General features: G+C 58.6%; 22 protein-coding genes. 11 read left to right on the top strand and 11 right to left on the bottom strand.

Features of this window, described 5'->3' with window-relative positions; translation table 11 throughout:
* Positions 1-3: 3 nt before the first annotated feature.
* Positions 4-570: a hypothetical protein gene (locus KI792_04350; protein ID MBV6632251.1), complete on the bottom strand. Its 567-nt coding sequence runs from the start codon at positions 568-570 to the stop codon at positions 4-6.
* Positions 571-795: 225 nt separating this feature from the next.
* Here KI792_04350 and KI792_04345 point away from each other — a divergent pair, with 225 nt between their 5' ends.
* From KI792_04345 to KI792_04335, 3 genes are all read left to right on the top strand, one after another.
* On the top strand, positions 796-2,160 hold the full coding sequence (locus KI792_04345; GenBank protein MBV6632250.1) for a hypothetical protein: 1,365 nt from the start codon (positions 796-798) through the stop codon (positions 2,158-2,160).
* Between the two features lie 76 nt (positions 2,161-2,236).
* Positions 2,237-2,458 carry a hypothetical protein gene (locus KI792_04340; GenBank protein MBV6632249.1) on the top strand — a complete coding sequence of 74 codons (222 nt, stop codon included), beginning with the start codon at positions 2,237-2,239 and terminating at the stop codon, positions 2,456-2,458.
* A gap of 7 nt (positions 2,459-2,465) precedes the next feature.
* Positions 2,466-3,932, top strand: coding sequence for a sulfotransferase (locus tag KI792_04335; protein ID MBV6632248.1), 1,467 nt, complete (start codon positions 2,466-2,468; stop codon positions 3,930-3,932).
* On the opposite strand, the gene KI792_04330 is transcribed toward KI792_04335, so the two are convergent.
* The 3 genes from KI792_04330 to KI792_04320 all read right to left on the bottom strand — a co-directional run bounded on the left by KI792_04330 (position 3,924) and on the right by KI792_04320 (position 9,428).
* Positions 3,924-5,555: a hypothetical protein gene (locus KI792_04330; GenBank protein ID MBV6632247.1), complete on the bottom strand. Its 1,632-nt coding sequence runs from the start codon at positions 5,553-5,555 to the stop codon at positions 3,924-3,926. The genes KI792_04335 and KI792_04330 overlap by 9 nt on opposite strands.
* Positions 5,555-7,063: a Ppx/GppA family phosphatase gene (locus KI792_04325; protein MBV6632246.1), complete on the bottom strand. Its 1,509-nt coding sequence runs from the start codon at positions 7,061-7,063 to the stop codon at positions 5,555-5,557. Before KI792_04325 ends, KI792_04330 begins: the two co-directional genes overlap by 1 nt.
* Positions 7,064-7,187: 124 nt before the next feature.
* Positions 7,188-9,428 (bottom strand): RNA degradosome polyphosphate kinase, encoded by a 2,241-nt coding sequence (locus tag KI792_04320; GenBank protein MBV6632245.1) that lies wholly within the window; start codon positions 9,426-9,428, stop codon positions 7,188-7,190.
* Between the two features lie 312 nt (positions 9,429-9,740).
* On the opposite strand from KI792_04320, the gene KI792_04315 reads away from it, so the two are divergent.
* A complete protein-coding gene (locus tag KI792_04315; GenBank protein ID MBV6632244.1) occupies positions 9,741-10,337 on the top strand; it encodes a histidine phosphatase family protein in 597 nt (198 codons plus the stop codon).
* Complete coding sequence (locus KI792_04310) at positions 10,334-12,007, top strand: CYTH and CHAD domain-containing protein (protein MBV6632243.1); 1,674 nt, start codon at positions 10,334-10,336, stop codon at positions 12,005-12,007. The genes KI792_04315 and KI792_04310 overlap by 4 nt, the downstream gene beginning before the upstream one ends.
* A 9-nt stretch (positions 12,008-12,016) precedes the next feature.
* On the opposite strand, the gene KI792_04305 is transcribed toward KI792_04310, so the two are convergent.
* The 4 genes from KI792_04305 to KI792_04290 are packed head-to-tail and all read right to left on the bottom strand — an operon-like array spanning position 12,017 to position 16,061.
* The gene (locus KI792_04305) at positions 12,017-12,796 is read right to left on the bottom strand and encodes an SDR family oxidoreductase (GenBank protein MBV6632242.1); all 780 of its coding nucleotides are present in this window, start codon (positions 12,794-12,796) and stop codon (positions 12,017-12,019) included.
* A 3-nt stretch (positions 12,797-12,799) separates the two neighbouring features.
* A complete protein-coding gene (locus KI792_04300) occupies positions 12,800-13,513 on the bottom strand; it encodes a DNA replication protein (GenBank protein MBV6632241.1) in 714 nt (237 codons plus the stop codon).
* Complete coding sequence (locus tag KI792_04295; GenBank protein MBV6632240.1) at positions 13,513-14,727, bottom strand: AI-2E family transporter; 1,215 nt, start codon at positions 14,725-14,727, stop codon at positions 13,513-13,515. Before KI792_04295 ends, KI792_04300 begins: the two co-directional genes overlap by 1 nt.
* Positions 14,728-14,771: 44 nt before the next feature.
* Positions 14,772-16,061: a DUF2066 domain-containing protein gene (locus tag KI792_04290; protein ID MBV6632239.1), complete on the bottom strand. Its 1,290-nt coding sequence runs from the start codon at positions 16,059-16,061 to the stop codon at positions 14,772-14,774.
* A gap of 148 nt (positions 16,062-16,209) precedes the next feature.
* Here KI792_04290 and purM point away from each other — a divergent pair, with 148 nt between their 5' ends.
* The 3 genes from purM (at position 16,210) to KI792_04275 (ending at position 18,178) form a co-directional block, all read left to right on the top strand.
* On the top strand, positions 16,210-17,295 hold the full coding sequence (purM, locus tag KI792_04285; GenBank protein MBV6632238.1) for a phosphoribosylformylglycinamidine cyclo-ligase: 1,086 nt from the start codon (positions 16,210-16,212) through the stop codon (positions 17,293-17,295).
* A gap of 23 nt (positions 17,296-17,318) precedes the next feature.
* Entirely contained in the window at positions 17,319-17,927 is a 609-nt protein-coding gene (locus KI792_04280) for a phosphoribosylglycinamide formyltransferase (protein ID MBV6632237.1), read from the top strand.
* Between the two features lie 107 nt (positions 17,928-18,034).
* Positions 18,035-18,178, top strand: a complete 144-nt coding sequence (locus KI792_04275) for an aa3-type cytochrome c oxidase subunit IV (protein ID MBV6632236.1) — start codon at positions 18,035-18,037, stop codon at positions 18,176-18,178.
* 92 nt (positions 18,179-18,270) lie between these two features.
* On the opposite strand, the gene ndk is transcribed toward KI792_04275, so the two are convergent.
* The 3 genes from ndk to KI792_04260 form a co-directional block, all read right to left on the bottom strand.
* Positions 18,271-18,693 (bottom strand): nucleoside-diphosphate kinase, encoded by a 423-nt coding sequence (gene ndk, locus KI792_04270; GenBank protein MBV6632235.1) that lies wholly within the window; start codon positions 18,691-18,693, stop codon positions 18,271-18,273.
* A 125-nt stretch (positions 18,694-18,818) separates the two neighbouring features.
* Positions 18,819-19,328, bottom strand: a complete 510-nt coding sequence (locus tag KI792_04265) for a DNA polymerase III subunit chi (GenBank protein MBV6632234.1) — start codon at positions 19,326-19,328, stop codon at positions 18,819-18,821.
* A gap of 17 nt (positions 19,329-19,345) precedes the next feature.
* A complete protein-coding gene (locus KI792_04260; protein ID MBV6632233.1) occupies positions 19,346-20,923 on the bottom strand; it encodes a leucyl aminopeptidase in 1,578 nt (525 codons plus the stop codon).
* A 333-nt stretch (positions 20,924-21,256) separates the two neighbouring features.
* Here KI792_04260 and KI792_04255 point away from each other — a divergent pair, with 333 nt between their 5' ends.
* From KI792_04255 to KI792_04245, 3 genes are read left to right on the top strand one after another with little or no spacing between them, the layout of a single operon-like run.
* Positions 21,257-22,399, top strand: coding sequence for an LptF/LptG family permease (locus KI792_04255; protein MBV6632232.1), 1,143 nt, complete (start codon positions 21,257-21,259; stop codon positions 22,397-22,399).
* A 4-nt stretch (positions 22,400-22,403) separates the two neighbouring features.
* The gene (gene lptG / locus KI792_04250) at positions 22,404-23,498 is read left to right on the top strand and encodes an LPS export ABC transporter permease LptG (GenBank protein ID MBV6632231.1); all 1,095 of its coding nucleotides are present in this window, start codon (positions 22,404-22,406) and stop codon (positions 23,496-23,498) included.
* A gap of 11 nt (positions 23,499-23,509) precedes the next feature.
* The gene (locus tag KI792_04245) at positions 23,510-24,766 is read left to right on the top strand and encodes a peptidylprolyl isomerase (protein ID MBV6632230.1); all 1,257 of its coding nucleotides are present in this window, start codon (positions 23,510-23,512) and stop codon (positions 24,764-24,766) included.
* The last annotated feature ends 32 nt before the right edge of the window (positions 24,767-24,798 follow it).

Below are 24,798 nucleotides of genomic sequence, written 5' to 3'. Positions count from 1 at the left end.
ACCCTACAACCGCGTCCCACCAGGCGTTGCGTCGGGTTGGGCGAAGGGGACGTCGCCGAAGCGTTTTGTGCGCCAGCGGATTAGGGCGTCGATTTCGACCAAGGCTGGTTTTGGCAGCTTGTGGCCCAGTTCCATATAGGGGGAGAGACGCTGCTCTTCGGCGGCAAAGCCGTGATCGGCCTGGGCCAATGCGGAAAGTTTCGTCGCCATGTTGGTCGTGCGGCTAGCGGTGCGCAGATGGCTACGGATGGTTTGGCGCACCTCACGATTGGCGAAGGCAGCGGCGGCGTCTTTGCGGGTCGCACCCGGCACATCCATTTGGCCGATATTCTCCACCAGGCAACGCTGCGCAATCGCTTGGTTTTGCCCGCGAAGCGCGAAGTACTCGGTGTTATCGGGTGGGCCAATTGCCGTGTCGACCAAATGGCTCAACGGGCTATCCTTACCAAAGGCAGCCCGGACCGTTTCGATCGGTAGAGTGGTCGCGTCCACGAGATCGGTCAACCGACCGCTTGGCTTGGTAATGGCACCAGCCAACACGATCGTCTGTTCTGGGGTTAGCTTGGCCATCTAGGCGCGTCCCATGCTTATCATTTCAGATCAACAGTGATGCGCCTTGCGTTTGAAAGGGCCAATACGCTTTTGCGCGCCACTGCCAGATGGTCAGAACAATCACCAACAACGCCGCCCCTCACCGACAAAACATGGACAGATTTTGGGCTGTGTGGTACCCGCCTCGCACCACGAGTTGACGGGCAGCGCCGCCCATCTACCCCCACAGCCAACACACCTCGCATGTCTCGATTTCTCGAACAGCTGCCCCGCTATTTGTTCATCGCCAGCCTGGTGATTTTTGGGCTGTTTGGCGCCTTTACGTATGGCGTATTTGCACATCGGGATAATCTGCCGCCGCTGCCGCTGATGCGCACGGTCTACAACACTCTCTTCGTGCAACAGGCCTTCACCGATGATGGTATCCGCCACCATGTGCAGCCGACCCGCAATCAGGGCGATGGGGTTACCAAGAATACCGCCAACGATGACCACCTGGTCTTCATGGCCGGGTTCTTTGATGGTGAGAACCAAGCCCGACTGATTGAACGCGACGGCACCGTCGTCCGCAAATGGTCGCTCAATTACTTTGAGCATTTTCCGACCCGCGCCGACCGGGTCTGCACCAGCGTTACCTCCCCACTTCGCACCGATACCCATGGCGCCCTGCTGACGCCAGAAGGGAATTTGGTCTTCAACTATGAGTATTGCGGCGCGGTTAAGCTGAACCAATGCGGCGACATTCTCTGGACCAACAATACCCGCGCCCACCACTCGGTCATCCGGGCGGAGGCTGGTGGCTATTGGATCCTGGGCCGTGATCGCTGGATCTCTAACGAAGACCCAGACCGCATGCCGCCCTACTCCACCACCTTTAGCGGTGAGTTGGTGCGCGAAGATACGATCCTGAAGCTGGACGAAGAGACGGGCGAAATCCTCGACACAATCTCAATCCCGGCCGCGATGCGGGATGGCGGGGTTGAGTACTGGGCGACGACGGCAAGCCGCATTCAACCAGGCGTGAAAATCCCACATTTGGAAATTGTGCATTCAAACAAGGCAGCTGAACTGACCAGCGATATGGCCGATGCCTTCCCCCTGTTTGAGGCTGGTGATCTGGCGGTATCCGTGCGGGATCTACACACGATCATGGTGATCGACCCTGATACCAAACTTGTTAAATGGCATCAGGCGGGCCCTTGGTTCCGTCAACATGACCCAGAGTTTCGCCCGGATGGCCTGCTGTCGATCTACAACAACAATGTCCCGGCCACTGCCTATATCGATGACCAAACCGATCTAACCACCCCCTACACCACGAACATCATCACCATGGACCCGGTGACCCGAGAGACCGAGGTGGTGTTTGGTGAGCAGCCCGGCGAGGAGATGCTGTCGGTCATTCGCGGGCAGCATGAGATCCTGCCCGATAACGGCATGATCATCGTTGAGTTTGATGCCGGCCGCGTGCTGGAGGTTGATGGCAACCGTCAGATCACCTGGGAGTTCGTTAATCGCTATGATGATGAGTTCGTCGGCGAGATTTCGGATGCAAAGATCTATCCGAGGGACTATTTCACCAATGGCTGGGGCGCCTGCCCTAACTGATCTCGGTAATCCCTGACGATCACGTCGCAAGATCAAGGACCTGACTGTGCCGCGCCTTCGCTTTGCCACCCCGCTAATGCTTATGTTGGCCGCCATGGTTATGGCGATGCCTGGCACCGCCCACGCCTATATTGGGCCGGGCGCCAGCCTGGGCGCGATCATTGTCACCATCACCGTGCTGCTCGGCGTGCTGTTCCTGGTCATCGGGCTGGTCTGGTACCCGCTAAAGCGCCTGATGAAGGGTAAGAAGTCAGCCGGCAAGACCAGCGATCAGGCTGACACGGACCCACAGGCCTAGCCCCCCCGTGTTCAGCCCTGAGTTTAGCCCCGAGTTCAGCCTCCTGGCGCTCATCATCTCTCTACTAGCCGTGATCGGCTTTGGCGCCGGGTTGTGGCTTTGCCGGATCGCCGATATTGCGCGCTCGGCGGTGAACGACATCACCACCGGCCTCTGCGCGATCACCAATAGCGAGCTTGATGACGACGCCAAGGAAGTGGCGGTTCGGCGTGCTGGCTTTGCCCTGATCCGGGCCAGCTTTGGCATCCTTTGGCGCTTCGCCCTCGCCATCGTGCTGGCAGCCGCACCGATTTACCTCGCAGCCTTTATCGGCCTCACAGCGGTTGATGACGTGTTCAGCCTCATGCTGCGCTGGGACTACATCATCATCGTGTCAGTTGTGGCGATTGTCATCGGGGAAACTGCCCGCCGACTGCGGCCCAAATCGGCCAATCAGGCCAACACACCCTACCAATACTCGGCGACCGATCGCGCCGTGCATGTACTGGCCTTTGCCAGTCCAATCGTTCTTAAGACCGCCGGTGGTTTGGAGCACCGGCTGGCTGGATCGAAGGCTGTTACTGAAAGCCCGATTTTCATCACCTCCCTCGCACGAGGCGGTACAACGGCATTGCTCAACGCGCTTAGCAGCCTGCCGCAGATCGCTAGCCATACCTATCGGGACATGCCATTCGTGACGGCCCCCACGCTGTGGCGGCGGCTTTCGGGTGGGGATAAGCGCCAGGTCACCAAGCAGCAGCGCGCCCATGGTGACGGGCTTGAGATTGATTTGGACAGCCCAGAGGCCTTTGAAGAGGTGATTTGGAAGCTGTTCTGGCCCAACCGGTTTAAGACCGACACCATCCCTATTTGGTTGGCCGAGACGCAGGATGCCAAGGCCAATACCTTCCTGACCAAGCATATGGCGCAGGTGGCCAAAGCGCGCGGCGGCAGCCGCTACTGCTCAAAGAACAATGGCAACATCGCCCGCCTCGCCTATCTACGCGCGGCATTTCCAAATGCCAAAATTGTCGTGCCGGTAAGGCGCCCGGATGCCCATGCGGCTTCCCTTTGGCGGCAACATCAGCGGTTCAGCGAGTTGCAGGCTGGCGATGATTTCATCCGCCGCTATATGGCGGATATCGGGCATTACGACTTTGGCCTTCTGCATAAACCCATCGCGTTTGAGGGTTTTGCGACAGGCCGCTTTGACCCCGCCTCACCCGACTATTGGCTCGACTACTGGATCCATGCCTTCACCCATGTGACGGGCCAGGCGGATCAATGCCTATTTGTCGATCAGGACAAGCTTCGCGCCGATCCGAAACCGGTGATTGATGGGTTGCTCCACAAGCTAGACTTACAGCCGGGCGATAACGATTTGGGTGGGTACTTCTTAAGCAAGCCCGACCCCACTGCCGATGATTTGTTCGATGGCGAGAAGCTCAGCGAAGCAATGGCGATCTATCGGGGATTGGCGGGCCGGTCAGAATAGCGACAGCATCAGATCGTGGATGTTGCGCAGGTGACGAAGATGGGTCAGCAGCCCATTGCCAACCTTTGGATGCCCGTTGAACAGACTGTCCCCCACCGGCACGACCGGCACACCATGGATTTGGGCTAGTGGCAGGGTCTGACGACAGAGATAGGGCGTATATAGAAATGGCGGTTCAATCTGCATAGGCACCCCGCCATTCTGGGTTTGTTCCAAGGCCACCAAGCGATCAATTAGGGCGGTTACCCGACTATCGAGACCAGAGACAGCGCCCGCCGCCGCAAATTCAGCCAGCGGCATCTTACCCGTGACCCGGGCCGCCAACCCCTCATAACCAGCCTGATCAAGATTGATGAGGACGAGCAGCTTGTTCAGCTCAGCCGTCAAATGGCCCGGCCAGATGTAGAAGGTTGAGTCCTCGTTCTCAGCACTGACGAACCGAACCAGCTCATCATGCAAATCAAACGGCACATCGATGATCTTAAACAGAGCACTTCGGACCGGTTCACCGTTTAGATGAGGCACCATCCGCTGGCCATCGGGCTTGAGCGCAAACTCAACCGGCGGGAAGTCCGTACGATCCGTGACCCCGAAATCCGCGAACTGGCCACCATAGGCTGGGCGCGCATCAACCGTGACCGGTGGCAAGGGGGGCGGTGCATGGGCGGGTTCAGCGTCAGGGGGCAGCTGAAAACGACCGCCGGTTGCATCGAACACAAGATCAACGCCCGCGCCGTTTAGGAACCCATAATCCGGTTCTCCATCGAACAGGAACTTCACCCCGCGCTGGCGGCAGGACAGCAATAACAGCGTCTCATAGATGTCCAGCGAAGCGCCCATGAAGCCATCAGCGCCACTATGGGCCAGCGCCTGCACCACCTCTTCAGCCAGAATACTCTCAAGCTCTGGCATGTTGATATGGGTCAGCCAAACGCGGCTATAGGGCAGCTTGCGGTGGCGTCGTTCAACGCGGTTCTCAACCACCAGAATACGCGCATGAGGGCCAAGGCCAGTTTGCAGGGTATTGGCGAGCGCCAACCCGACACAACCAGCGCCGACAATCACGATGTTTAGCTTTTCCTGATCAAAGCTGCCCTTCAGCGCCTCACCCAACTGTTCATCAGCAATATCGGCATAGTCGTCCATGCGCAGCAGCGGATCGTCAGCGAGGGCCAACGCTTCCAAGAAGGCATAGCGATCAACGTGGCTAGCGAACTGCTTTAGGCGTTCGAAGACATTGTCCAGCGGCCCCACATCCTTCGGATCAGTAGGTGGCTCAGCCCGCCTCAACTGAACCGATGCCTTGGTAAGACCGGGGATCAGATAACGACGATCGATGGTTGCGACGTAGTGCCAGCCAAGGGCGGCCCGCTCCACCATCAACGGCTCATCCGTCGCTAAGGTCTCAAGCAGCTCTTCAATATAGCCATCGCGGTCGAATTCCTCGGTCGACTGCACAATCTGGCGCATGACAGCGCGGATTGCGGGATCATGGGGCGCCTTACGTTGAAGCTCAGCGCAAAAGCTTCGGGCGGCATCATTGGAACCGGTTGCGTATAGACGCTCAACCTCGGCCAAGGCTGCCACATGGGTATTGGCCGGGATATCGGTAGGCGATGACATCAGGCCGCCGCGTCGCGGTTCGGTGAGACCACTGGCGATAGGTCCAAAACCTTGGCAACGGCACTCAGGCGCCGCTCAATCAAATCATTGATCAGCGGGAGGTGGCCCGGATCCACATGCAGGGTCAACTCCTTAGACCCAACCTCAAGCTTAGTGTGCTCAAGCAACGCCTCCGCGCCACCAGCCAAAGTTTGCGCCAGCCTTAAGGCGTTGCCCAACACCTCGGCCAGGTGCATTTCCTTATCATCCAACACATGGCTCGCAACCGCATGGGCCCCAAACTTGCCGCCATAGCGACGGTGCAAGACGGTGGCGAGGAACACCCGTTCCGCATGGGTGATACCAACCATGGTTGAGCGCAGGACACGCAGAAACGCATGCTCAGCCCGGTAATCCGGATGCTCCGCCCAACAGAAATCACTCAACAAACAACACGCCCGTCGCAGGCGCTCATGGGGTGGGTCTTCCTTGGGGAACAGGGGCGCCGTCCAACGGAACAGCGGGCCCGCACCATCAAAGTTGCTGTTGCGCGCCTCAATAGCCCGGCACGAGTAAAGCAACGGATCCTCAGCCCGCATCTTCGCATCCAGGCGATCAAACAGCAGCCCCTCACGCAGACCGTATGAGGAGAACATCACGGCCTCTGGCTCCATCACCTCGATCAGGACATTCATCAGCAAGGCAGCATGGGGAATGACATCAATCCTGCGGCTGGAGATTGACCCCATCTTCTCCAAAGAGCTGCGGGATTGGCGAGAAATCAGATCAGTGAAATCCAACGCCTCTTCCCGGCGTATTTCGTAGGCGTGAATGATGTGTAGGCGATGCTCGCTCTGCCCCATATGGAGCTTTGCAATCGCCCGCCAGGCGCCACCCACGGGGTAGATCCTCTGCCCCTTATGCTTTGATAGCCAGCCAAGGCTCTCATACTGATCGCGGATATAGGCGACCGCATCATCCCGGTCTTTAAGCTTCTCCGGAAACTTGAATGGGCCGAGCGGCAGGCTCTCCTGATCACCATGCTGTTGCTTATCAATGGCGACAAGCTCCAACGAGCCACCGCCCAAATCGCCCATAACCCCCTTTGCCTGGGGCAAACCAGCAATCACGCCCGAGGCCGATAGCCGCGCTTCCTCAGCGCCAGAGATAACCTCGATATCGAGATTGGTTTCACGCTCAAGCTGGGCGACGAAATCCGGCCCATCCTCCGCCTCTCGCAAGGCAGCCGTGCCGGCCGCGATCACGCGCTTGATGCCAAGGCGCTCAATCAACAAAGCGAAGCGGTTGAGAGCAACGCGTGAGGCCTCTTTACCGTCCTTGTTTAGACGCCCCGTGGCGGCGAGCCCCCGGCCCAGGCCACACATCTGTTTTTCGTTGAAGATAGGCAGCGGCGTTCGGTCGAGCCGGTCATAGATCACCATCCGGACTGAATTCGACCCGATATCGATTACGGCGATACGGTCATCCTGGCCGCTTTTTAACGGGCGGCGGGCTCCAGAATTAGGCATAGAGCGGCGGTGTGATCACGAGCAGTCAGTTAAACGCAGAACACTCGTGATACGCGTCAACCTTACTGATGGCAAGCTGGGGCCTGTGATTGCGGGCTATTGGCTGGGCTGTGCGGCCCGAATGTTATCGGCGGGGATCTAGGCTCAACACCGGCGGCACAAGCTCAGCCTGCAGCGCGCTACCCCGGCCAGACAGGCTAGGATTGGTCATGAAATACTCATGGGTTGAGAACTGCTCACCATCACTATCCGGCGGCATCTCATAGCGCTTATAACGACCATCGGGTTGCATCATCCAGCACTGCTCAGTGTCTTTCAGATTGCCGACCATGATTTGGTACAGGATCTGCCGATGCACGGTTTTGTTCTCAATCGGCACCAGCGTCTCAATCCGACGATCCAGATTGCGCGGCATCAAATCGGCGGAGGAGATCATCACCTTCGCCTTCTCTGAGGGCAGCCCCTCGCCATTGCCAAAGCAGTAGATACGGCTGTGCTCAAGGTGCCGTCCGACGATTGAGTAGACCTCAATATTCTCAGACAGACCCGGCACCCCTGCCCGCAGACAGCAGATACCCCGGATGATCAGGGCGACCTTCACCCCAGCGGCGGACGCCTCATACAGCTTATCGATAATGGCTGGATCAACCAGCGAGTTCATCTTGAACCAGACAGCCGCGGGGCGTCCCGCCTTTGCATGCTCAATCTCTTGCTCGATCCCATGCTCAAGCGTCTGGCGGAGGTTCATGGGCGCCACGGCCAACTTGTTCATCCGGCTCGGTCGGGCATAGCCGGTCATGAAGTTGAACAGCTGGGCAGAGTCGTAGCAAATCACCGGATCGCAGGTGAAGAAGGACAGATCCGTGTAAATCTTCGCCGTGATTGGGTGGTAGTTACCGGTGCCTAGATGCACATAGGTGCGTAGACCCTTGCTCTCCCGCCGAACCACCATGGAAACCTTGGCATGGGTTTTCAGATCGTTGAAGCCGAGGACAACCTGTGCGCCAGCACGCTCCAAATCGCGGGCCCAGCGCAGATTGGCTTCCTCATCAAACCGGGCCCGGATCTCAACCATCGCGGTGACGGATTTACCCGCCTCTGCGGCCTCGACCAGGGCCTTGATGATCGGTGAGTCGGCACTGGTCCGATACAGGGTCTGCTTGATGGCGATGACATCGGGGTCCTGGGCCGCCTGGCGCAGGAACTGAACGACAACGTCAAAGCTCTCATACGGATGGTGGACCAGGATGTCCTTGTGCCGGATCGCAGCAAAGCAGTCTCCGCCAAAATCCCGAATACGCTCTGGGAACCGGGCCTGGTAAGGCGGGAACAACAGGTCCGGATAATCGTCGATGATCAGTTCTTTGGTATCGACCAGGCCAAGCAACCCATCGAATTCAAAGCAGTCATCGGCAGAGACATCGAGTTCTTCATGCAGGAACTCGCGAAGGTCCTCTGGCATCCGCTGTTCAAAGGTCAAGCGGATCACCTCACCACGCTTACGGCGCTTCAGCGCATTCTCAAATGTGATGACCAGGTCTTCCGCCTCATCATCCAGCTCCACCTCGCTATCCCGCAACACGCGGAAGCAACCGCTGCCGATCAGGCGGAAAGGCGGTGGGAACAAGTAAGCGAGGAAGGCAATGACAACCCGCTCAAGGACGACAAAGCGCACAGGGTCGTCAGGCAGGCGAATAAACCGGTCCAACCCTGTCGGCAGCGGCACCAGCGCATCCATCTCCTCCCCCGTTTCATCATTGAGGAGCTTGGCGGCAAGCGCGAAACCCTCATTAGGGATGAATGGGAAAGGGTGCGCCGGGTCGATTGCGATCGGCGTCAGAATTGGGAAGATGTCGGTCAGAAACTTCTGCTCAAGCCAGGCATGGTCAGCCTGTGAGACCTCATTAGTCTTGATCACATGGATGCCAGCCTCAGCGAGCTCTGAACGCAGCGCGCGGTAGCAGGTCTGTTGGTCCCGCATCAGCTCCGCGGCACGGGTATTAATCGCGTTAAGCTGTTCTGTGGGTGTCATCCCCTCAGGTGTGGTCTTGGTGAACCCTTCAGCCACCTGCCCTTTCAGCCCAGCCACACGCACGGTGTAAAACTCATCGAGATTACTGGCGGAGATTGAGAGGAAGCGCACCCGCTCAAGCAGTGGTTGCTTGGCGTTATAGCTCTCTTCCAACACGCGCTGGTTGAAGGCCAACCAGGACAGCTCACGATTGATGAAACGCTTGGGGTCGTCGGGCTCAATCCGCGGCTGCTTGGCGATGCTTACAACTGGTGCTGGGCGTTCTGCAGCGGGCGGCAACCCGGTGTCAGTTTCCCGATTGATCAACTCAGTTGTGGCGGCTGCGTCTTCCATTACCCGTGACTGGATCAGTAGGTGGTTGAAGCCACCCGGAACGGGCGGCGACGGTACTGTCGTTACAAAATATGTGACGGTGGGCAGGGACCCCGATCCCGCAGCAAGTTGTGCCGCAGACTGCAATACTACCCAACACCTTACTTATATATGATCATCAGTGTGCCCGCCGCCAGCCAAATCGGTGTTAAGTCGTTGGAAATCTTTAGAAAAGGTTCACCCCGTTGACGAAAAAACCGTGCTTGACCGAAGGCTTGCACCTCTGGAACATGCGAAAAAACATAAGTTCAAAATAAGGGAGCGGCGCGCATCATGGGCAGCAAATCGGGTGGTATGGGACAAACGAAGGTCCCGAAACCGAAGGCGGGAACACGCCGGTTGATGCTGCTGCGCCATGCTAAATCCAGCTGGGATGATGCCTCCCTGGCGGATCATGACCGCCCCCTCGCCCCGCGCGGTAATCGTGCGGCCAAACAGATGGGTAAGTTCATCGCCGAACGCGGACTAATCCCCGACCACATCATCTGCTCCTCTGCCAAGCGCACCTTGGAGACCATGTCCAGGATCGAGCGTGATTGGCCGAACCCGGTCGCGGCTGAGATTGACCGCAATATATACCTCGCCGGAACGGACGAGCTTCGCCAACGCATTGCCATGACCAAAGGCGATATCACCAGCCTCATGGTGATTGGCCACAACCCAGATTTTCAGCAGCTGGTTCTGGAGCTGCTGGATGCATCAGCAGAGCCTGAACACGCCGCCGATATCCGGCGGAAATTTCCCACAGCAGCCCTCGCCATCTTTGATCTCGAAATCGAAGACTGGGATCAGCTTGGGAACCAGGAGCTGAAAGGCTCGCTCGTCCTATATCAGATCCCCCGCGCCCTAACCGGGGAGCTGGCCGCATGACCGGCACAGCAGCAAAACAAGAGATTAGCGACACCAAGGCACCGCTAGTAATGCAGGAGGTGGAGCTTAAATTCACCCTGCCGCGAAGTAACTTGACCGAACTCAGTGATGGCGAATGGTTCAACGGGATAGCGACTGCGATTAATCAGGAAGATCAAAAGCTTATCAGTCGTTACTACGACACGCCCAACTGCGACTTTCAGCGATTGGGCGCTGCCCTACGCATCCGCAACAAGGGCGGCAAATGGCTCCAGCACCTTAAGTGGAAGGATCGCACGGGCAGTGTTGCCGGTGGCACCAGCCGGACGGAGCTTGAGTGGCAGTTGGGCGAAGGCAGCACGACGCCAACACCCGACACGGACATGATCATCGCAGGGGTTGATGCGGATAAACTTAAGTTGCCTGAGGGTTGGGAAGACACCCTCGCGCCAGTGTTTGAGAGTGACGTCAACCGACTTGCCCAGACAGTTCAAATTGGGAACAGCAAGGTCGAGCTGGCGCTAGATCGCGGTAGCCTCAAAACCGATGCCACCGAACGCCCGTTGAGTGAGGTTGAGCTGGAGCTGGTTGAGGGTGCTGTCGCCGATATCTACCGCCTTGCCGAACGCCTAGTTCAGGTAAGCGGGGCCAGACTTGCGGCGGGCAGCAAAGCGGCCCAGGGCTATCACCTGGCCCAGGGCACCCGCCCCTCAGCCACGAAATCGGAGGCCGCACCGCTTAAGCGTGGCGAGACCGCGCGAGATGCCCTTGCGCAGCAGGCCGGACAAACGCTGGCCGACCTTATGGCCAATCAAACAGTCGTGCTGGAGGATGCAGGGCCTGAGGGCGTGCACCAGATGCGCGTCGCCCTGCGGCGGATGGATGCCATTGTCCGCCCACTCCGCCCCTGGCTGACCAGCAAAGCAGCCATTGAGTTGATGGAAGACCTACGCTGGCTAAGGCAGAGCCTCGGCCCTCTGCGTAACTGGGATGTCTTCCTGACCGAAACACTGGTTGAGCTTAGCCCAGATCACGGCAACACCGACGACATCCCAAGTTCGACCAAGCGCAAAGCCAAATCGACTGATTTGCCAGCAATGATCCGGCCGGCCGTCAATGCCCTTCGACAGGCAGCCAAGACGCAAGTCTTCAAGACCCTGAATGATCACCGCTATGCGGATCTCCTGCTGCGCCTCGCCCTCATCGCCTCCGGTGGCGCCAAGGGACTTGGTAGAACGGCAGGGGATGAGAAGCACCTGGCCCAGCCCTTCCAGGGCATTGCCGCGCGATGGTTGATTGAACAGCAGCTGACGATGAGTGCCAGGGGGCAGCGCCTCGACGCCATTGCACCGGCGAGACAGCATCGGTTCCGCCTAAAGATCAAAAAGACCCGCTATGTCGCGGAGCTGCTGCGCAGTATCGACCTTAAAAAGCCACTTAAGCGCCTATCGAAGCAGATGGCGCGACTGCAAGATCGACTGGGCCATCAAAACGATGTCTTCACAGCGTTGGAGCTGATGGAGGAAGTACGCCTCCACCCCATGCTCGAACATGATGTGGATGCCCGGGCTGGAATTGATAAGCAGCTAAAATCCTGGCGCAAAGAGCTTAAGGACAAAGACCCGGGCATTACCCAGCTATGGCTGGAGATTGAGGCCGCCGGCGATGATTGGATCATCGCGCGGCGATAATCGGGGCGATCACAGCGTGCCCCGGAACGCCCCACCATCCAGAACAATGTTCTGCCCAGTGATGAAGCCGGCCTTATCACTCGCAAGGAACGCGCACGCGGCGCCAAACTCATCAGGGTGACCGAAGCGACCCGATGGGTTTTCGGACATCCGGTTGTTGCGCACCTCTTCAAGCGGTTTACCAAGCCGATCGGCAACGGCCTGCAGGTTCGATTTCAATCGGTCCGTCTCAAACGGCCCTGGCAGTAGGTTGTTGATCGTTACGCCCTGCCCGGCCACCTGACGGGCCAGGCCAGCCATAAAGCCGGTCAGGCCAGCCCGCGCGCCATTGGAGAGGCCAAGCATCTCAATCGGTGCCTTCACCGCAGCGGAGGTGATGTTGATCACCCGGCCAAACTGGCGCTCCCCCATACCGTCCACAACGGCCTTGGTCAGCAGGATGCCGGCCAGCATGTTGGCATCCAGCGCTTTGATCCAATCATCCCGATCCCAGTCACGGAAATGCCCAGGTGGTGGCCCACCGGCGTTGTTCACGAGAATATCCGGTGATGGACAGGCGGCCAGCGCAGCCTCCCGCCCCTCATCCGTGCTGATATCACCCGCGACGAAGCTAACCTTCTGACCGGTTTCTGATTCAATCTCCGCGGCGGTGGCAGCGAGGGTCGCCTCGGTTCGTGCAGTGATGGTAACGCCAACGCCTTCAGCGGCCAGCGACATGGCACAGGCGCGGCCCAACCCCTTACTTGCGGCACAGACCAGTGCCGTCTTGCCCGATAAACCAAGATCCATTGTTTAGATATCCTCTTCCGATCTATCGCTTGCCGCGTCGAGCTGATCCATCACCTCGCGCACCATGGGAATTGTTATCGCCCGCTGCTTTGCGAGCGCCTGCTGATCAAGGGCAGCAACCAAGGCCTGAACCGCAGCATAGCTACGCTCCATCCGCTTCAGCATATAATCGATCACCGCACCCGGTAGGTCGAGCTGCCGATCGCTGAACTGCTTTACCAGCAAGGCCGCCATCATAATGTCGTCCGGCGGCGCCAGCTGGATGAGTGGTACCGTTTTCAATCTTGAGGCCAAATCTGGCAACTGGATATCCCAACGGGCAGGCCCTTGGGATGAGGTGAGCAGCAGATGCCCGCCATCGGCGCGCAGGCGATTGAAAAGGTGGAACAGCCCCTCTTCCGCTGCTGCTGATCCGATCAGCCGCTCTGCGTCATCCAGGGTGAAACTGGTGGCCGCCTCGGCCAACTCCCCGATCTGGGTTGGCTCAAGCACGTCGATATCGAGGGCGAGCGCCTGACTCTGCCGCTGCCAGATGGTCATTAAGTGGGTTTTACCAGCCCCGGATGGGCCAACGAGGCAGGTAACCGGCCCCGGCCAGTCCGGCCAACGGTCAATCCATTCCATGGCGACCTGATTGGCCTCACCAACCAGATAGTCCTCACGCCCATAGCGCGGCGGATGGGAGAGTGGCAGGGGAAACTGCCCCGGCTTAGTCATCACGCTTTGCCAGGTTCCGGCGCGGTTGGATCCACATCAATGCCGGCCATTTCTTCAAGCTCATCGGCTACGTCATCTGCTTCGAATTCCGAGAATGGCTCGCTCAAGGCCTCGGAAACACCGCCAACCTGATCGTTGTTTTCGCCGCCCCATTCGGTGCCACGGTACAGACCAGACTGACGATACTGGCTGATCGCAAAGCGGATCAGCACGCCAATGATGGCCGCAACAGGCACGGCGAGCAGAAGACCGGTAAAGCCGAAAAGGCTGCCGCCAACCATCAGGGCAAAGATCACCCAAACGTCGTGCAGGCCGACACTGCCCCCCACCAGACGTGGCGTCAGGAAATTACCCTCAACCAGCTGCCCCCCCAGGAAGATTGCGGCAATGATCCCAACCATGGTCGGGTCTTGGAACTGGAATGCCGCGACACCAACACTGGCGATCAAGCCAAAGCCAGAACCGATATACGGGATGAAGGATAGCAGCCCCGAGGTCAGCCCAATGACAAAGCCAAAGTTCAAACCAGCCAGGCTCAAGGTGATCGCGTAGAAGGTGCCGAGGATGAAGCAGACGCTTAACTGCCCACGGATAAAGCCAGCCATGGTGCCATCAATCTCACCGAACAGGCGACGGATGACGGGGGCATGTTCCTTCGGCAGCAGGTTATCGATAGCACCGGTAATACGCGGCCAATCCCGCATCATGTAGAAGGCGACGATTGGCGTGATCACAAACAGCCCGAGGATATTGGCCAATGCCGCACCGCTGGTCACAATCCCCTGGATCAGTCCACCCAACCAGGACAGAACCGCACCGGCGTATTGAGAAGCCAGCTCTCGCAAGCGCCCCACATCCTCATTTGAGAATTGGGCAGCAATCTCAGCGATCCGCGGGCCCAAATGCTCCTGCATCTTGCGGGCGAATTCTGGGATTGCTGATAGCAACGCCCCAACCTGCTGGGTGATCAGCGGTGCTGCCACCATGATCAACGAGACAAAGACAACGAGGAAGGTCGCAAGTACGCATAAAACAGCGGCCCATCGTGGCATCCGTCCCTTGGCCAGCTTGTTCACAACCGGGTCGAGCAGATAGGCAATCGCGAAGCCGGCGACAAACGGCACCAGCACATCCTGCAGCAACCAAACCAGGGCGATAAACACCACGGCCACCATCGCCCAGAAGCGAATTTGCGTTTTGATCGGAATCGCCATGATCACCGCTCTTTTTCTGTTTCTATGGGTAATCCCGGGGGGCGTTAACCGCCGGTAAGGGTCAGAAGATAGGTGGGTTCAGATACCAAGACACTGCCCTGCCCCGGCGCATCAATGGCGCCCTGCGGGCCGGTTGGGCCATCAACCAAACGCGGCTGGCTGTTTAGCAGCCCGGTATCGATGGAGGGGCTCAAAGCAGGATCTAGGGATAGTGGCTCTGGTGACAGGCGGAGGCCCCGCTGTGCCAGAACGCGGCGCAGCTCACCAACACTGCCCAAATGATCTAAGGCGAGACGCACCCGGTCTTTGGCCATGGATAAAACCGTCACCCGGCTGATGGCGCCCTCTTGAGCAAGGCGGCGCTGGGCCTGCTGCCATTCGCCTAACGAACCGACGGGCAGTGCCACGGTGATACGACCAAACTCATTGGACAGGGCGACGACCGTCTCCTGCTTCCAAGCGGTGGTCAGCTGTTGAATGACGGCATCGCGGCCCCGGGTCAGCAGTGCCGTCGGGTTTTCATCAGCGCCAGCTGCCAGGGTTAGCTGGGTCGCGTCAATGAACCCAAAGATACGTTCGCCCTCGCGCGGGCCATCAGGCCGAATGGCGCGGCCATACTCACGAAACTCAATGGCGAGGCGGAGTGGGTTTGTATCGGTGGCGGGCACCAAGCGGGCGACAGCGACCAATACAGCCTCAGTGCGATAGCGCTCCCGCATTGCCTTCAGCGCTTGCAGATCACCGTTTAGGGCTTGGTCCACGTTACTGGTGACCAAATCCTCCAGACCGCCACGTGGCGCGATAAGGGTCAGCTGGCCAACCTGACCATTGCGATCCTGCCAGGTGCCAAGCCAGGGGTTTGGCGCATCCCAGAGGCGAATCCCACGCTCATCCTGAATGATGGGCAGCACCAACATCGGTGGACGGAACGCCTCACTAAAGCCGATGCCTGTCTCGCGCAGGTAACGGCGAACCTGGTCAGGGATAAAGCGAACGGTGAAGGTGCCGAGATACTGAACCGACGAACTACGCTCACCAGATATCTCAAAATCCTTGATCAGTTGGTCGAGACGCTCGCGCTCAATCACCGGCAGATCGCCCGCATTAAGCAGGGTCAGGCGTTGCATTAGCACCCGGAAAGCTAGGTTCTGGGCGGTCGCGATGGCCTGATCACGCGCGGCGACAGCGGTATCGGCGGTCACATCGACATCAATGCCCGCAACCGTGTGCAGCGCCACCAGCGATGGTTTCTGCGCATGGGCAATTCGGCCAGCATCGGCAATAGCCAGGAACAGACCTGCTGTGAGGGCAATCAAGATCAGCGGAAAACGCAAGCTGGGCACCATTGCAATGACCGGTGGGTCGGTTATGTTCCACTCGCCGCTGCACCTGATCGTTTAGGCCCGCGACGACGTCGTTGGTTCTTAGACGTTGGGTATCAGCAAAACACCCAATCATCTCGCCACAGAGCTATAGCCCACCGTGCCCCAGGAAACCAAGAGCCCGCAGACCTATCGTGATGCTGGCGTTGATATCGATGCCGGAAACGCACTAGTCGACGCGATCAAACCATTGGCCCGTTCCACCGCGAGAAAGGGCGCCGATGGCGGTCTTGGTGGCTTTGGCGGGGCGTTTGACCTCAAAGCAGCCGGGTATAACGATCCCATCCTCGTATCGGGCACAGACGGTGTGGGCACCAAGCTCAAGCTGGCGATTGAGAGCGATACCCACCACACAATCGGCATCGATTTGGTCGCCATGTGCGTCAATGACCTGATCGTTCAGGGTGCCGAGCCTCTGTTCTTCCTCGACTACTACGCAACTGGGAAACTCAGCGTCGAAACCGGCCGCGCGATTTTAAGCGGTATTGCCGAGGGCTGTCGCCGCGCAGGTTGCGCCCTGATCGGCGGAGAAACGGCCGAGATGCCGGGCCTTTATGCCGAGGGTGATTATGACCTCGCAGGCTTTGCCGTCGGCGCTGTTGAGCGTGAGCGGATGCTGACCGGGGAGCATATTCAAGCTGGCGATGCGATTTTAGGAATCACCTCTAACGGCCTGCATTCAAACGGATTTTCTCTAGTTCGGCGGATTGTTGAACAACAGGGCGCTGGCCTCGATGACCCAGCACCGTTCGATGCTGAGCAGACGCTAGGCGCCGCTCTCCTTGCACCAACGAAGCTGTATATCCGCAGCTGTCTTGCCGCGTTGGCCACCGATCAGGTTCGCGGCCTCGCCCATATCACCGGCGGCGGATTAACAGAGAACATGCCACGGGTGCTGCCCGACGGGCTGGGCATCCGGATCGATTTGAATTGCTGGACCCCGCCCCCAGTCTTTGGCTGGCTATCCACGGCAGGCCGCGTTGCGCCGCTTGAGATGCTGCGCACCTTCAACTGCGGCATCGGCATGGTTGTCATTGTGCCGGGCGACGCGGTTGAGCAGGTATCCAACATCCTAGCCCAGCAAGGTGAGACCGTTCTGCCAATCGGCACGGTGGAGGCAAGTGAAGGCCAAACGCCAGACGAACGCGTCTCCTACATCAATCTGCGTGAGGATTGGCTGTCGTGAGCCCGGCCGCCGCAAACAGCAACATTGCCCGTAAACGCACGGCGGTGCTGATCTCTGGCCGTGGGTCCAACATGGCCTCTCTTATCAAGGCGGCCCATGACCCGTCATATCCAGCGGAAATACAGCTGGTGATCGCGGACCGGGCCGATGCTAAGGGCCTAGAGACCGCCGCTGCGGAAGGCATCGAGGCCATCGCGATTGAGCGTAAAGGTTTCGACAGCAAGCAGAGCTTTGAGGAAGCCATTCACCAGGCCATGGTGGAGCGAGATATAGAGGTCGTTTGCCTTGCCGGGTTTATGCGCCTTCTATCGGCTGATTTTGTCGGTAAATGGTATGGAAGCCTACTGAACATTCACCCAAGCTTACTTCCTGATTTCAAAGGCTTAGACGCACAAGCTCAAGCCCTAGAGGCTGGTGCCAAAGAGGCTGGATGCACGGTTCATCTGGTTAGCGCGGACATGGATGCAGGCCCCATCCTGATGCAGGCGCGGGTTCCAGTTGAGGCGGATGACAGCGTTGATAGCTTGAGCGCCAGGATCCTTGTTGAAGAGCACCGGATCTACCCAGAGGCCCTCGCCCTTTTGGCCAGTGGTCGTGTCCAAGTGGACGGCGACAAGATTTCCGTATCCTGAGACACCGGAACCTATTGTATCTCGCTGCCCCATTGCCCATAACATCCGGGTAATGGTTGGCCGCAAGCCACCTAACGACACAGACCATTAAGACGGGTGATCAGACCATGGCGTCGAACGAACCACGCACCGCAAGCCCAGAGCAAGTTGAGCGCGCACAAGAGCTTTGGGGTGGCTTCACCAAGGCCGCCACCATCTGCACGGCAGTAATCATTGCAATTCTCGTGCTGATGGCCGCCTTCCTGCTCTAATCGCAGCGACAGACTAGCCAATAAAAAACGGCCGGTGCGGATGCCCGGCCGTTTCTGATTCTTCGGATCAACTGGTGTTGGCCAGTAAACCCTTAGCCCGTAATCTCGGTGCCTGCGAAGAAGTATGCAATTTCTTCAGCAGCGGTCTCTGGTGCATCGGAACCGTGCACAGAGTTGGCTTCAATGCTCTCAGCGAAATCCTTACGGATGGTGCCGTCAGCAGCTTCAGCCGGGTTGGTGGCGCCCATGATCTCTCGGTTTTTGGCGATTGCGCCTTCACCTTCGAGAACCTGAACCACAACCGGACCGGAAACCATAAAGCTGACCAGGTCGTTGAAGAACGGACGCTCGCTGTGAACGGCGTAGAAACCTTCAGCGACGGCCTTGCTCAATTGAATACGCTTTTGGGCGACGATGCGGAGGCCAGCAGCTTCGAACCGGCTGTTGATTTGGCCGGTCAGGTTACGCTTGGTGGCATCGGGTTTGATGATCGACAATGTGCGTTCAACCGCCATTGGGATGCTCTCTCTTCATTCGTTGGATGGGGATGGCGGGATCGCCAATCTCTGGATATGCGCGGGCTTATAACGGTCCCGGCGGGTAAGGACAAGCGCTGGCATAGCTGCCAGAAACAGTTGGCCTAGCCTGCGGCATCCTTTGGTGGGTGCGATGCCTTCTCGGCCCAGCCGCCCTGCTCGGTCTCCTGCCAATAGGTCAGGCGGTATCCACCGTCGCGGTATCGCTTCCACCGATCACGGGCGGCTGCGACGGCCGCATCATCGTTGCCATCAAACAGATCACAGCAAATCTCAATCCCCGAAACGGTGCCTAGGTCAGACTCAGCGCCATCAATCTGCAGCAAGACTTGTGGCTTGTTTGGGGTTGAGGGCTGCTCATCCAGCCAGACGGCCTGATGCTCCTCAAAACCTGCCATCGCCGGATCACCGGCCCGGCCATGGGCAATGAATGCCTCTGGTGGTGAGGTCCAGAGATGGGTGTCCAGCATCTCAAGCTTGGCCACATCACTGCCGACCACCACCGCCCGCTGATCACGCTCCACCACCCGGCGAAGGATCATGGTCAGCGCCTTCTCCAACGGCATGCGTTGCAGATGGTAAAAGCGGATTTCGGCAGATTCAGAACCGACCATAAGATGCTGACCTTAAATTACTTTTCGTAATTATCGCGAACCAGCTGATCAAGCAGCCGAACCCCAAAGGCGGTACCGCCCTTCGGGGTGCGGGGGGTCGTTTTACCGGACCAAGCCATGCCAGCGATATCCAGGTGGGCCCATGGCACATCGCGAACAAACCGCTTCAGGAACTGGGCCGCCGTGGCACTGCCGGCGTCACGGCCACCGATGTTCTTCATGTCAGCCGCATCGGTGTTCAGCATTCTGTCGAAAGCAGGGTCGAGGGGCATCCGCCAAACCTTTTCGCCCACTGTCTTACCAGCCGCGGTCAGGCCGTCGGCCAGCTCATCACTATCGGTGAACATGCCGCCGAATTCCTTGCCCAGGGCGATGATGATCGCACCGGTCAGGGTGGCAAGATCGATCATGGCGACCGGCTTAAACCGATCTTCGGTGTACCAAAGCGCATCGGCCAACACCAAACGGCCCTCGGCATCGGTGTTCAGCACCTCAATGCTCTGCCCGGATAAGGAGCCAATAATGTCGCCTGGGCGGATGGCGCGGCCTGACGGCATGTTCTCAGCGAGGGCAATGACGCCAACCGCATTCACCTTGGCCTTCCGGCCTGCCAGCGCAGCCATGGCGCCAACAACAGCGGCGGAGCCCGCCATATCCCACTTCATATCGCCCATACCGGCTGGCGGCTTGAGGGAGATGCCGCCGGTATCGAAGGTGATGCCCTTACCGATGAAGGCGATTGGGGCGCTATCGAAATCCGTCTTCTTCTTGGATTTGCCTTTGCCTTTAGCCTTGCCCTTGGCTGGTTTGCCAGCATCGGCACCGGCCCAGCGCATGACCACCAGGGCGCTATCCCGCTCACTACCGTGACCGACGGAGAGCAGGGATTTGAAGCCCTTCTTCTCAAGCGTCTTCTGGTCCAGGATTTCAACCTCAAGGCCAAGCTTCTCAAGCTCTTTGCAGCGCTTCGCATAGCTCTCTGGATACAGCTCGTTTGCTGGTTCGCTAACCAGGTCGCGGGCCTTGTGCACGGCCTCGGCGACCGCCTCAAAATCCGTGAAGTGCGTGCGGGCCTTGGCAACGCCGCGGGTCACGATCTTGAGCTTGGTCAGCCGCTTCTCAGCCTTGTCGTCCTTGGCATCATCACCAGATTTGCCAGCCTTGGTCTTGTACTTCTCAAAACGGTAGTCGCGCAGCACGGCGCCAAACCCGATGCGAGCCGCAAGTTCTGGCGCTTCCAGGGGAAGTTCCCCCTCTGGCAGGTCGAGCGCCAGATCAGCCGACTCAATGCCTGCATCAGACAGTGCAGCAAACAGCTTGCCGCCATGCTCTTCAAAATCCGTGGCGCTGAACTTATCAGCGGCCCCGAGGCCCAGAAGAATCACCTCGTGATAATTAACGCCAGCGGGCTTGGTGATCATCTGCAGCTTACCGGCGCTGCCATCGAAGTTGCGGCGCGCCATCACCTTGGTCAGCAGGCCATCGGTGGCCTCATCCACGGATTTCGCGATCGCGCCCATCTCCCCATCGGCAAAAACCGTGGCCACCAGCGTGCCTGTTTTGGCCGGCGCGCGATCAGAGAAACTCACTTTAATCATTTGATTTCCTTAAATACTTCTAGGAAGCCACCTGAGGACACAGGGGCTGCGGGCGGGATAGCATACGCGCTAACAGTTAAACAGATAGGTCGGTTGCCAGAACGGCAAGGTGGGGAGCGGGCCTCGCGATACATAAGATCACGAAGCAGCCATCTTCGACCGGTTCCTATTTAACAAGCGTGGCCACGGCCTTACGTTAGTCATGTTTTTGCGCGAGGCAATGTTTGACATGCGTGGCCAGAGGGCTTTTCCATCCCCGCAGCCATTGTCACGCCAGGAATTGGCAGCAATTCGACACCAGCGATTGAAACGCGACATACCGCATCGGACATGCCGAAGCTTTATTTGTACATATTGGGCCAACTCTTGGTCGCAACGGGGCTGATTCTCACGACCCTGGCGGTGGCCCTATGGCTGACCCAATCGCTGCGTTTCCTAGAACTCGCGGTGAATGGCGGTGCTGGCCTGACCGAGTTCCTGGCCCTAGTCCTATTCACCCTGCCCCGGTTCCTGACCGTCCTGCTGCCCATCGCGGCAGGGATCGGCATCGTCTTCGTCTACAATAAGCTGTTGAATGATTCTGAGTTGGTGGTGATGCGCGCCGTTGGTGTCAGCCAGTGGAACCTTGCCCAACCAGGCCTGTTTTTGGCGTTGCTGGTCACCCTGTTACTGGCCGCCCTGCACACCTACGCCCAACCTTCCGCTAAATGGCAGTTTGAACAGCAGCAGGAACAGCTCACGGCTGAGTTCTCCGACGTGCTGATCCGCCCCGGTGTCTTCAATACCTTGGGCCGGGAAATGACACTCTATGTCCGGCAACGGGAAGAGCGTGGTGAGCTGCAAGGCATCGTCTTTGAGGACAGCCGGAACGAGGAAGCGCCGATCATTATCATGGCCGAACGCGGCGTTCTGCGTGAGGGGCCACAAGGTCCGCAGGTCGTGGTCTATAACGGCGTCCGCCAGGAAGAAACGGCGCAACCAGGCCGCCTTCAACAGCTTAGCTTTGATCGCTACACAATTGATTTATCACTGTTTTCCCGAAATGCGGAACAACCCATCCCGGCAGTGGGGGAACGGACCATCTGGCAGCTGCTGTTCCCGTCCGAACCTACGGATGCGGAGACGATGCGGCGCTATATTGCCGAGGCGCATGCCCAGCTATCACAACCGTTATACGGCTTGGCCATCCCACTGACCCTGCTGGCAATCCTGCTGACTGGGGAGTTCAACCGCCGCGGACAAACCCGCCGCATCTCGGCCGCCATTGTCGCCCTCGCCCTGCTTGAAGCGGCCGCCCTCGGGCTCAGCGATGCGGGCAATCGCGGCTGGTCTGGTGTGATCGCGATGTATGGCATTCCAGCATTCGCCACCACCATGGCGCTGTTAACCCTAGCCGGTGCGCATCGTTATATCGCAGCGAAACGACCACCACCGTTAAGCATGCCCGCCGATATTGGTGGGGAGGCTGCGTAGAACCATGATGCGCCTACCCCTTACCCTGTACCGCTATATCGGGGCGACCTTCGCCAACTATGTCGCGATGATGCTTGGCCTGTTGCTGGGTATCGTCCTGCTGTTCGACACGCTTGAGTTGTTCCGCCGGGCGTCGAAGAAGGCGAATATGGACGTCACCGCCGTCCTGCAGATGAGCTTCCTAAAACTGCCAGAGGTTGGGCAGCAGATTGTGCCCCTGGCCATCCTGTTCGGCGCTATGTACGCGTTCTGGCGCCTAACCCGCACCCATGAGCTGATCGTGACCCGGGCTGCCGGTGTTTCCGCCTGGCAGTTCTTGCTGCCCGCCCTGGTGCTAGCGGGTGCCTTTGGCATGGTGAAGGTTGGGGTCCTGAACCCAATCTCCTCTGTCCTGATCACCAAGTTTGTTGAGCAGGAAAACCAGTATTTCCGGGGCCAAAACAGCGGTATCGACCTCGCCGGTTCTGGCCTTTGGCTGCGGGAGGCCGATGGCCTAACCGAGACGATCATCCATGCCCGGGAAATTGATCCTGAAACCATGCGGATTGAGGATGCCACCGCCCTATTCTTTGAGGGCAATGAGTTTATGGGACGCCTGGACGCCCAAACCGGCCAGCTGATCGATGGTCGTTGGATCTTTAGTGATGCCTGGTTGAATGAGGCTGGGCGCCCACCAGGGCAGGTTGATGGCTATCAAATCCCGACGGTGCTGACCGCCAATTCAATTGAAGAGAGCTTCGCCCAGCCGGATCAGATCTCGTTCTGGGCCCTAACCGGCTATATCGAAACGCTCGAACGCACGGGCTTCTCCGCGATCAGAACCCGGCTCCACTATTACGGCCTATTGGCGGAACCGTTGCTGTTTATCGGCATGGTGTTGATCGCCGCCGCCTTCTCCCTCCGCCCGCCACGCAAGGGCGGGACGCTGCTTCTGGTCTCCGGTGGCCTGGTGACCGGCTTTGCTTTCTTTTTCCTACGTGATCTGGCCCAGGCTCTCGGCACCTCTGGCACCATTCCACCATTGGTTGCCGCCTGGATTCCAGCTATCTGCAGCGTACTGACCGGCATCGCCGGTCTGCTGCAATCCGAAGACGGATAATGTGACGAACGATGTTAACGCTAAATCGCCTCTCCCTGATCGCCCTTCTCTTCTCGCTCGCCCTGCTGACCACGCCGGTTAAAGCATCGGCGCAGGTTGAGGGTATTGCCGCGGTCGTGAATGACGACATCATCTCGCTATCAGACCTAAGGGACCGGCTGACCATCGCTATTGTTTCCGCCGGCCTGGAAGACAATGAAGAGATCCGCCGCCGCCTGCAGGAGCAAGTGCTGCAAACCCTGATTGATGAGCAGTTGAAACGGCAAGAAGCCATCCGCCTGGAGCTGCCAATCAGTGATGAGGAAATTGAGGAAGAGCTCGGCCTAATGGCCCAGCGCAATAACATGGAAACCGAGCAGTTCCAGTCCATGCTGGCGGGACGCGGGGTGCCGCTGACCTCATTGCGTGAGCAGGTCGGCTCTGACGTCGCATGGCGGAAGGTGATCAATGCACGCCTGCGGCGGCAGGTGACCATCTCCGAAGATGATGTCTCGATGCGCAAGCAGCAGCTTCGCCAACAGCAGGGGCAGATCGCCTATGGTGTTCAGGAAATCTTCCTGCCCGTTGAGAACCCGGCACAAGATGAGGCGGTGCGCAGCCTGGCCATCCGACTAGTTGAGCAGATCCGGCGTGGTGCCCCTTTTGCTGCCGTTGCGGCCCAGTTCTCACAAGGCCTCGGCGCACAACAGGGCGGTAACCTGGGCTGGATCCAGCCAGGTCAGTTAGCTCCTGAGATCGATGTTGTTTTACCGCGCATCGGGGTTAACCGGATTAGCCCACCAATCCGCACTGAGGAAGGCTATCACCTGATTGCCGTGCGACGGGTGCGGGAAGCCGCCAATGCCGCGGCGGCTAAGCTAAGCCTGAAGCAGCTGATCGTTGAGCCGAGCGAGGAACTCTCTGGTGAGAGCTTGGTTGCCGAGGCTGCCAATATCGCCGCTGGGATTGATAGCTGTGATGCCATGCAGGCGGTGATTGATGCCTCCCCCTCCAGCCTATCAGGCGATATGGGGCAAGTTGCGGTGGGCGATCTGAACCCCGTATTCCAGAATGTGGTGAATGGCTTGGAAACCGGCCAAATATCGGCCCCTCTGCCCCTGGGTGACTTTGTTGCCCTGATCATGGTCTGTGACCGTGAAGAGGGTGAAATCAGCCTGCCAGATGATGAGACCATTCGCGGCGATATCGGACTTGAACGCCTGGACCTACTGCAGCAGCGTTATCTACGCGACCTAAGGACCGCAGCGTTTATTGATGAGCGGCTCTAATCTGCTGATCAAGCCTCGCCTGCCCTGGCCGG

This window comes from Alphaproteobacteria bacterium SS10 (assembly GCA_019192455.1).
Taxonomy (GTDB): domain Bacteria; phylum Pseudomonadota; class Alphaproteobacteria; order TMED2; family TMED2; genus TMED2.
This window is presented reverse-complemented; position numbering and strand designations above follow the sequence as displayed.

Excerpts from the sequence above, each read along its gene's own strand:
- KI792_04350 (MBV6632251.1), bottom strand. The coding sequence starts at position 570 with ATGGCCAAGCTAACCCCAGAACAGACGATCGTGTTGGCTGGTGCCATT.
- KI792_04345 (MBV6632250.1), top strand. The coding sequence starts at position 796 with ATGTCTCGATTTCTCGAACAGCTGCCCCGCTATTTGTTCATCGCCAGC.
- KI792_04340 (MBV6632249.1), top strand. The coding sequence starts at position 2,237 with ATGCTTATGTTGGCCGCCATGGTTATGGCGATGCCTGGCACCGCCCAC.
- KI792_04330 (MBV6632247.1), bottom strand. The coding sequence starts at position 5,555 with ATGTCATCGCCTACCGATATCCCGGCCAATACCCATGTGGCAGCCTTG.
- KI792_04325 (MBV6632246.1), bottom strand. The coding sequence starts at position 7,063 with ATGCCTAATTCTGGAGCCCGCCGCCCGTTAAAAAGCGGCCAGGATGAC.
- KI792_04320 (MBV6632245.1), bottom strand. The coding sequence starts at position 9,428 with ATGGAAGACGCAGCCGCCACAACTGAGTTGATCAATCGGGAAACTGAC.
- KI792_04315 (MBV6632244.1), top strand. The coding sequence starts at position 9,741 with ATGGGCAGCAAATCGGGTGGTATGGGACAAACGAAGGTCCCGAAACCG.
- KI792_04310 (MBV6632243.1), top strand. The coding sequence starts at position 10,334 with ATGACCGGCACAGCAGCAAAACAAGAGATTAGCGACACCAAGGCACCG.
- KI792_04305 (MBV6632242.1), bottom strand. The coding sequence starts at position 12,796 with ATGGATCTTGGTTTATCGGGCAAGACGGCACTGGTCTGTGCCGCAAGT.
- KI792_04300 (MBV6632241.1), bottom strand. The coding sequence starts at position 13,513 with ATGACTAAGCCGGGGCAGTTTCCCCTGCCACTCTCCCATCCGCCGCGC.
- KI792_04295 (MBV6632240.1), bottom strand. The coding sequence starts at position 14,727 with ATGGCGATTCCGATCAAAACGCAAATTCGCTTCTGGGCGATGGTGGCC.
- KI792_04275 (MBV6632236.1), top strand. The coding sequence starts at position 18,035 with ATGGCGTCGAACGAACCACGCACCGCAAGCCCAGAGCAAGTTGAGCGC.
- ndk (MBV6632235.1), bottom strand. The coding sequence starts at position 18,693 with ATGGCGGTTGAACGCACATTGTCGATCATCAAACCCGATGCCACCAAG.
- KI792_04265 (MBV6632234.1), bottom strand. The coding sequence starts at position 19,328 with ATGGTCGGTTCTGAATCTGCCGAAATCCGCTTTTACCATCTGCAACGC.
- KI792_04255 (MBV6632232.1), top strand. The coding sequence starts at position 21,257 with ATGCCGAAGCTTTATTTGTACATATTGGGCCAACTCTTGGTCGCAACG.
- lptG (MBV6632231.1), top strand. The coding sequence starts at position 22,404 with ATGATGCGCCTACCCCTTACCCTGTACCGCTATATCGGGGCGACCTTC.
- KI792_04245 (MBV6632230.1), top strand. The coding sequence starts at position 23,510 with ATGTTAACGCTAAATCGCCTCTCCCTGATCGCCCTTCTCTTCTCGCTC.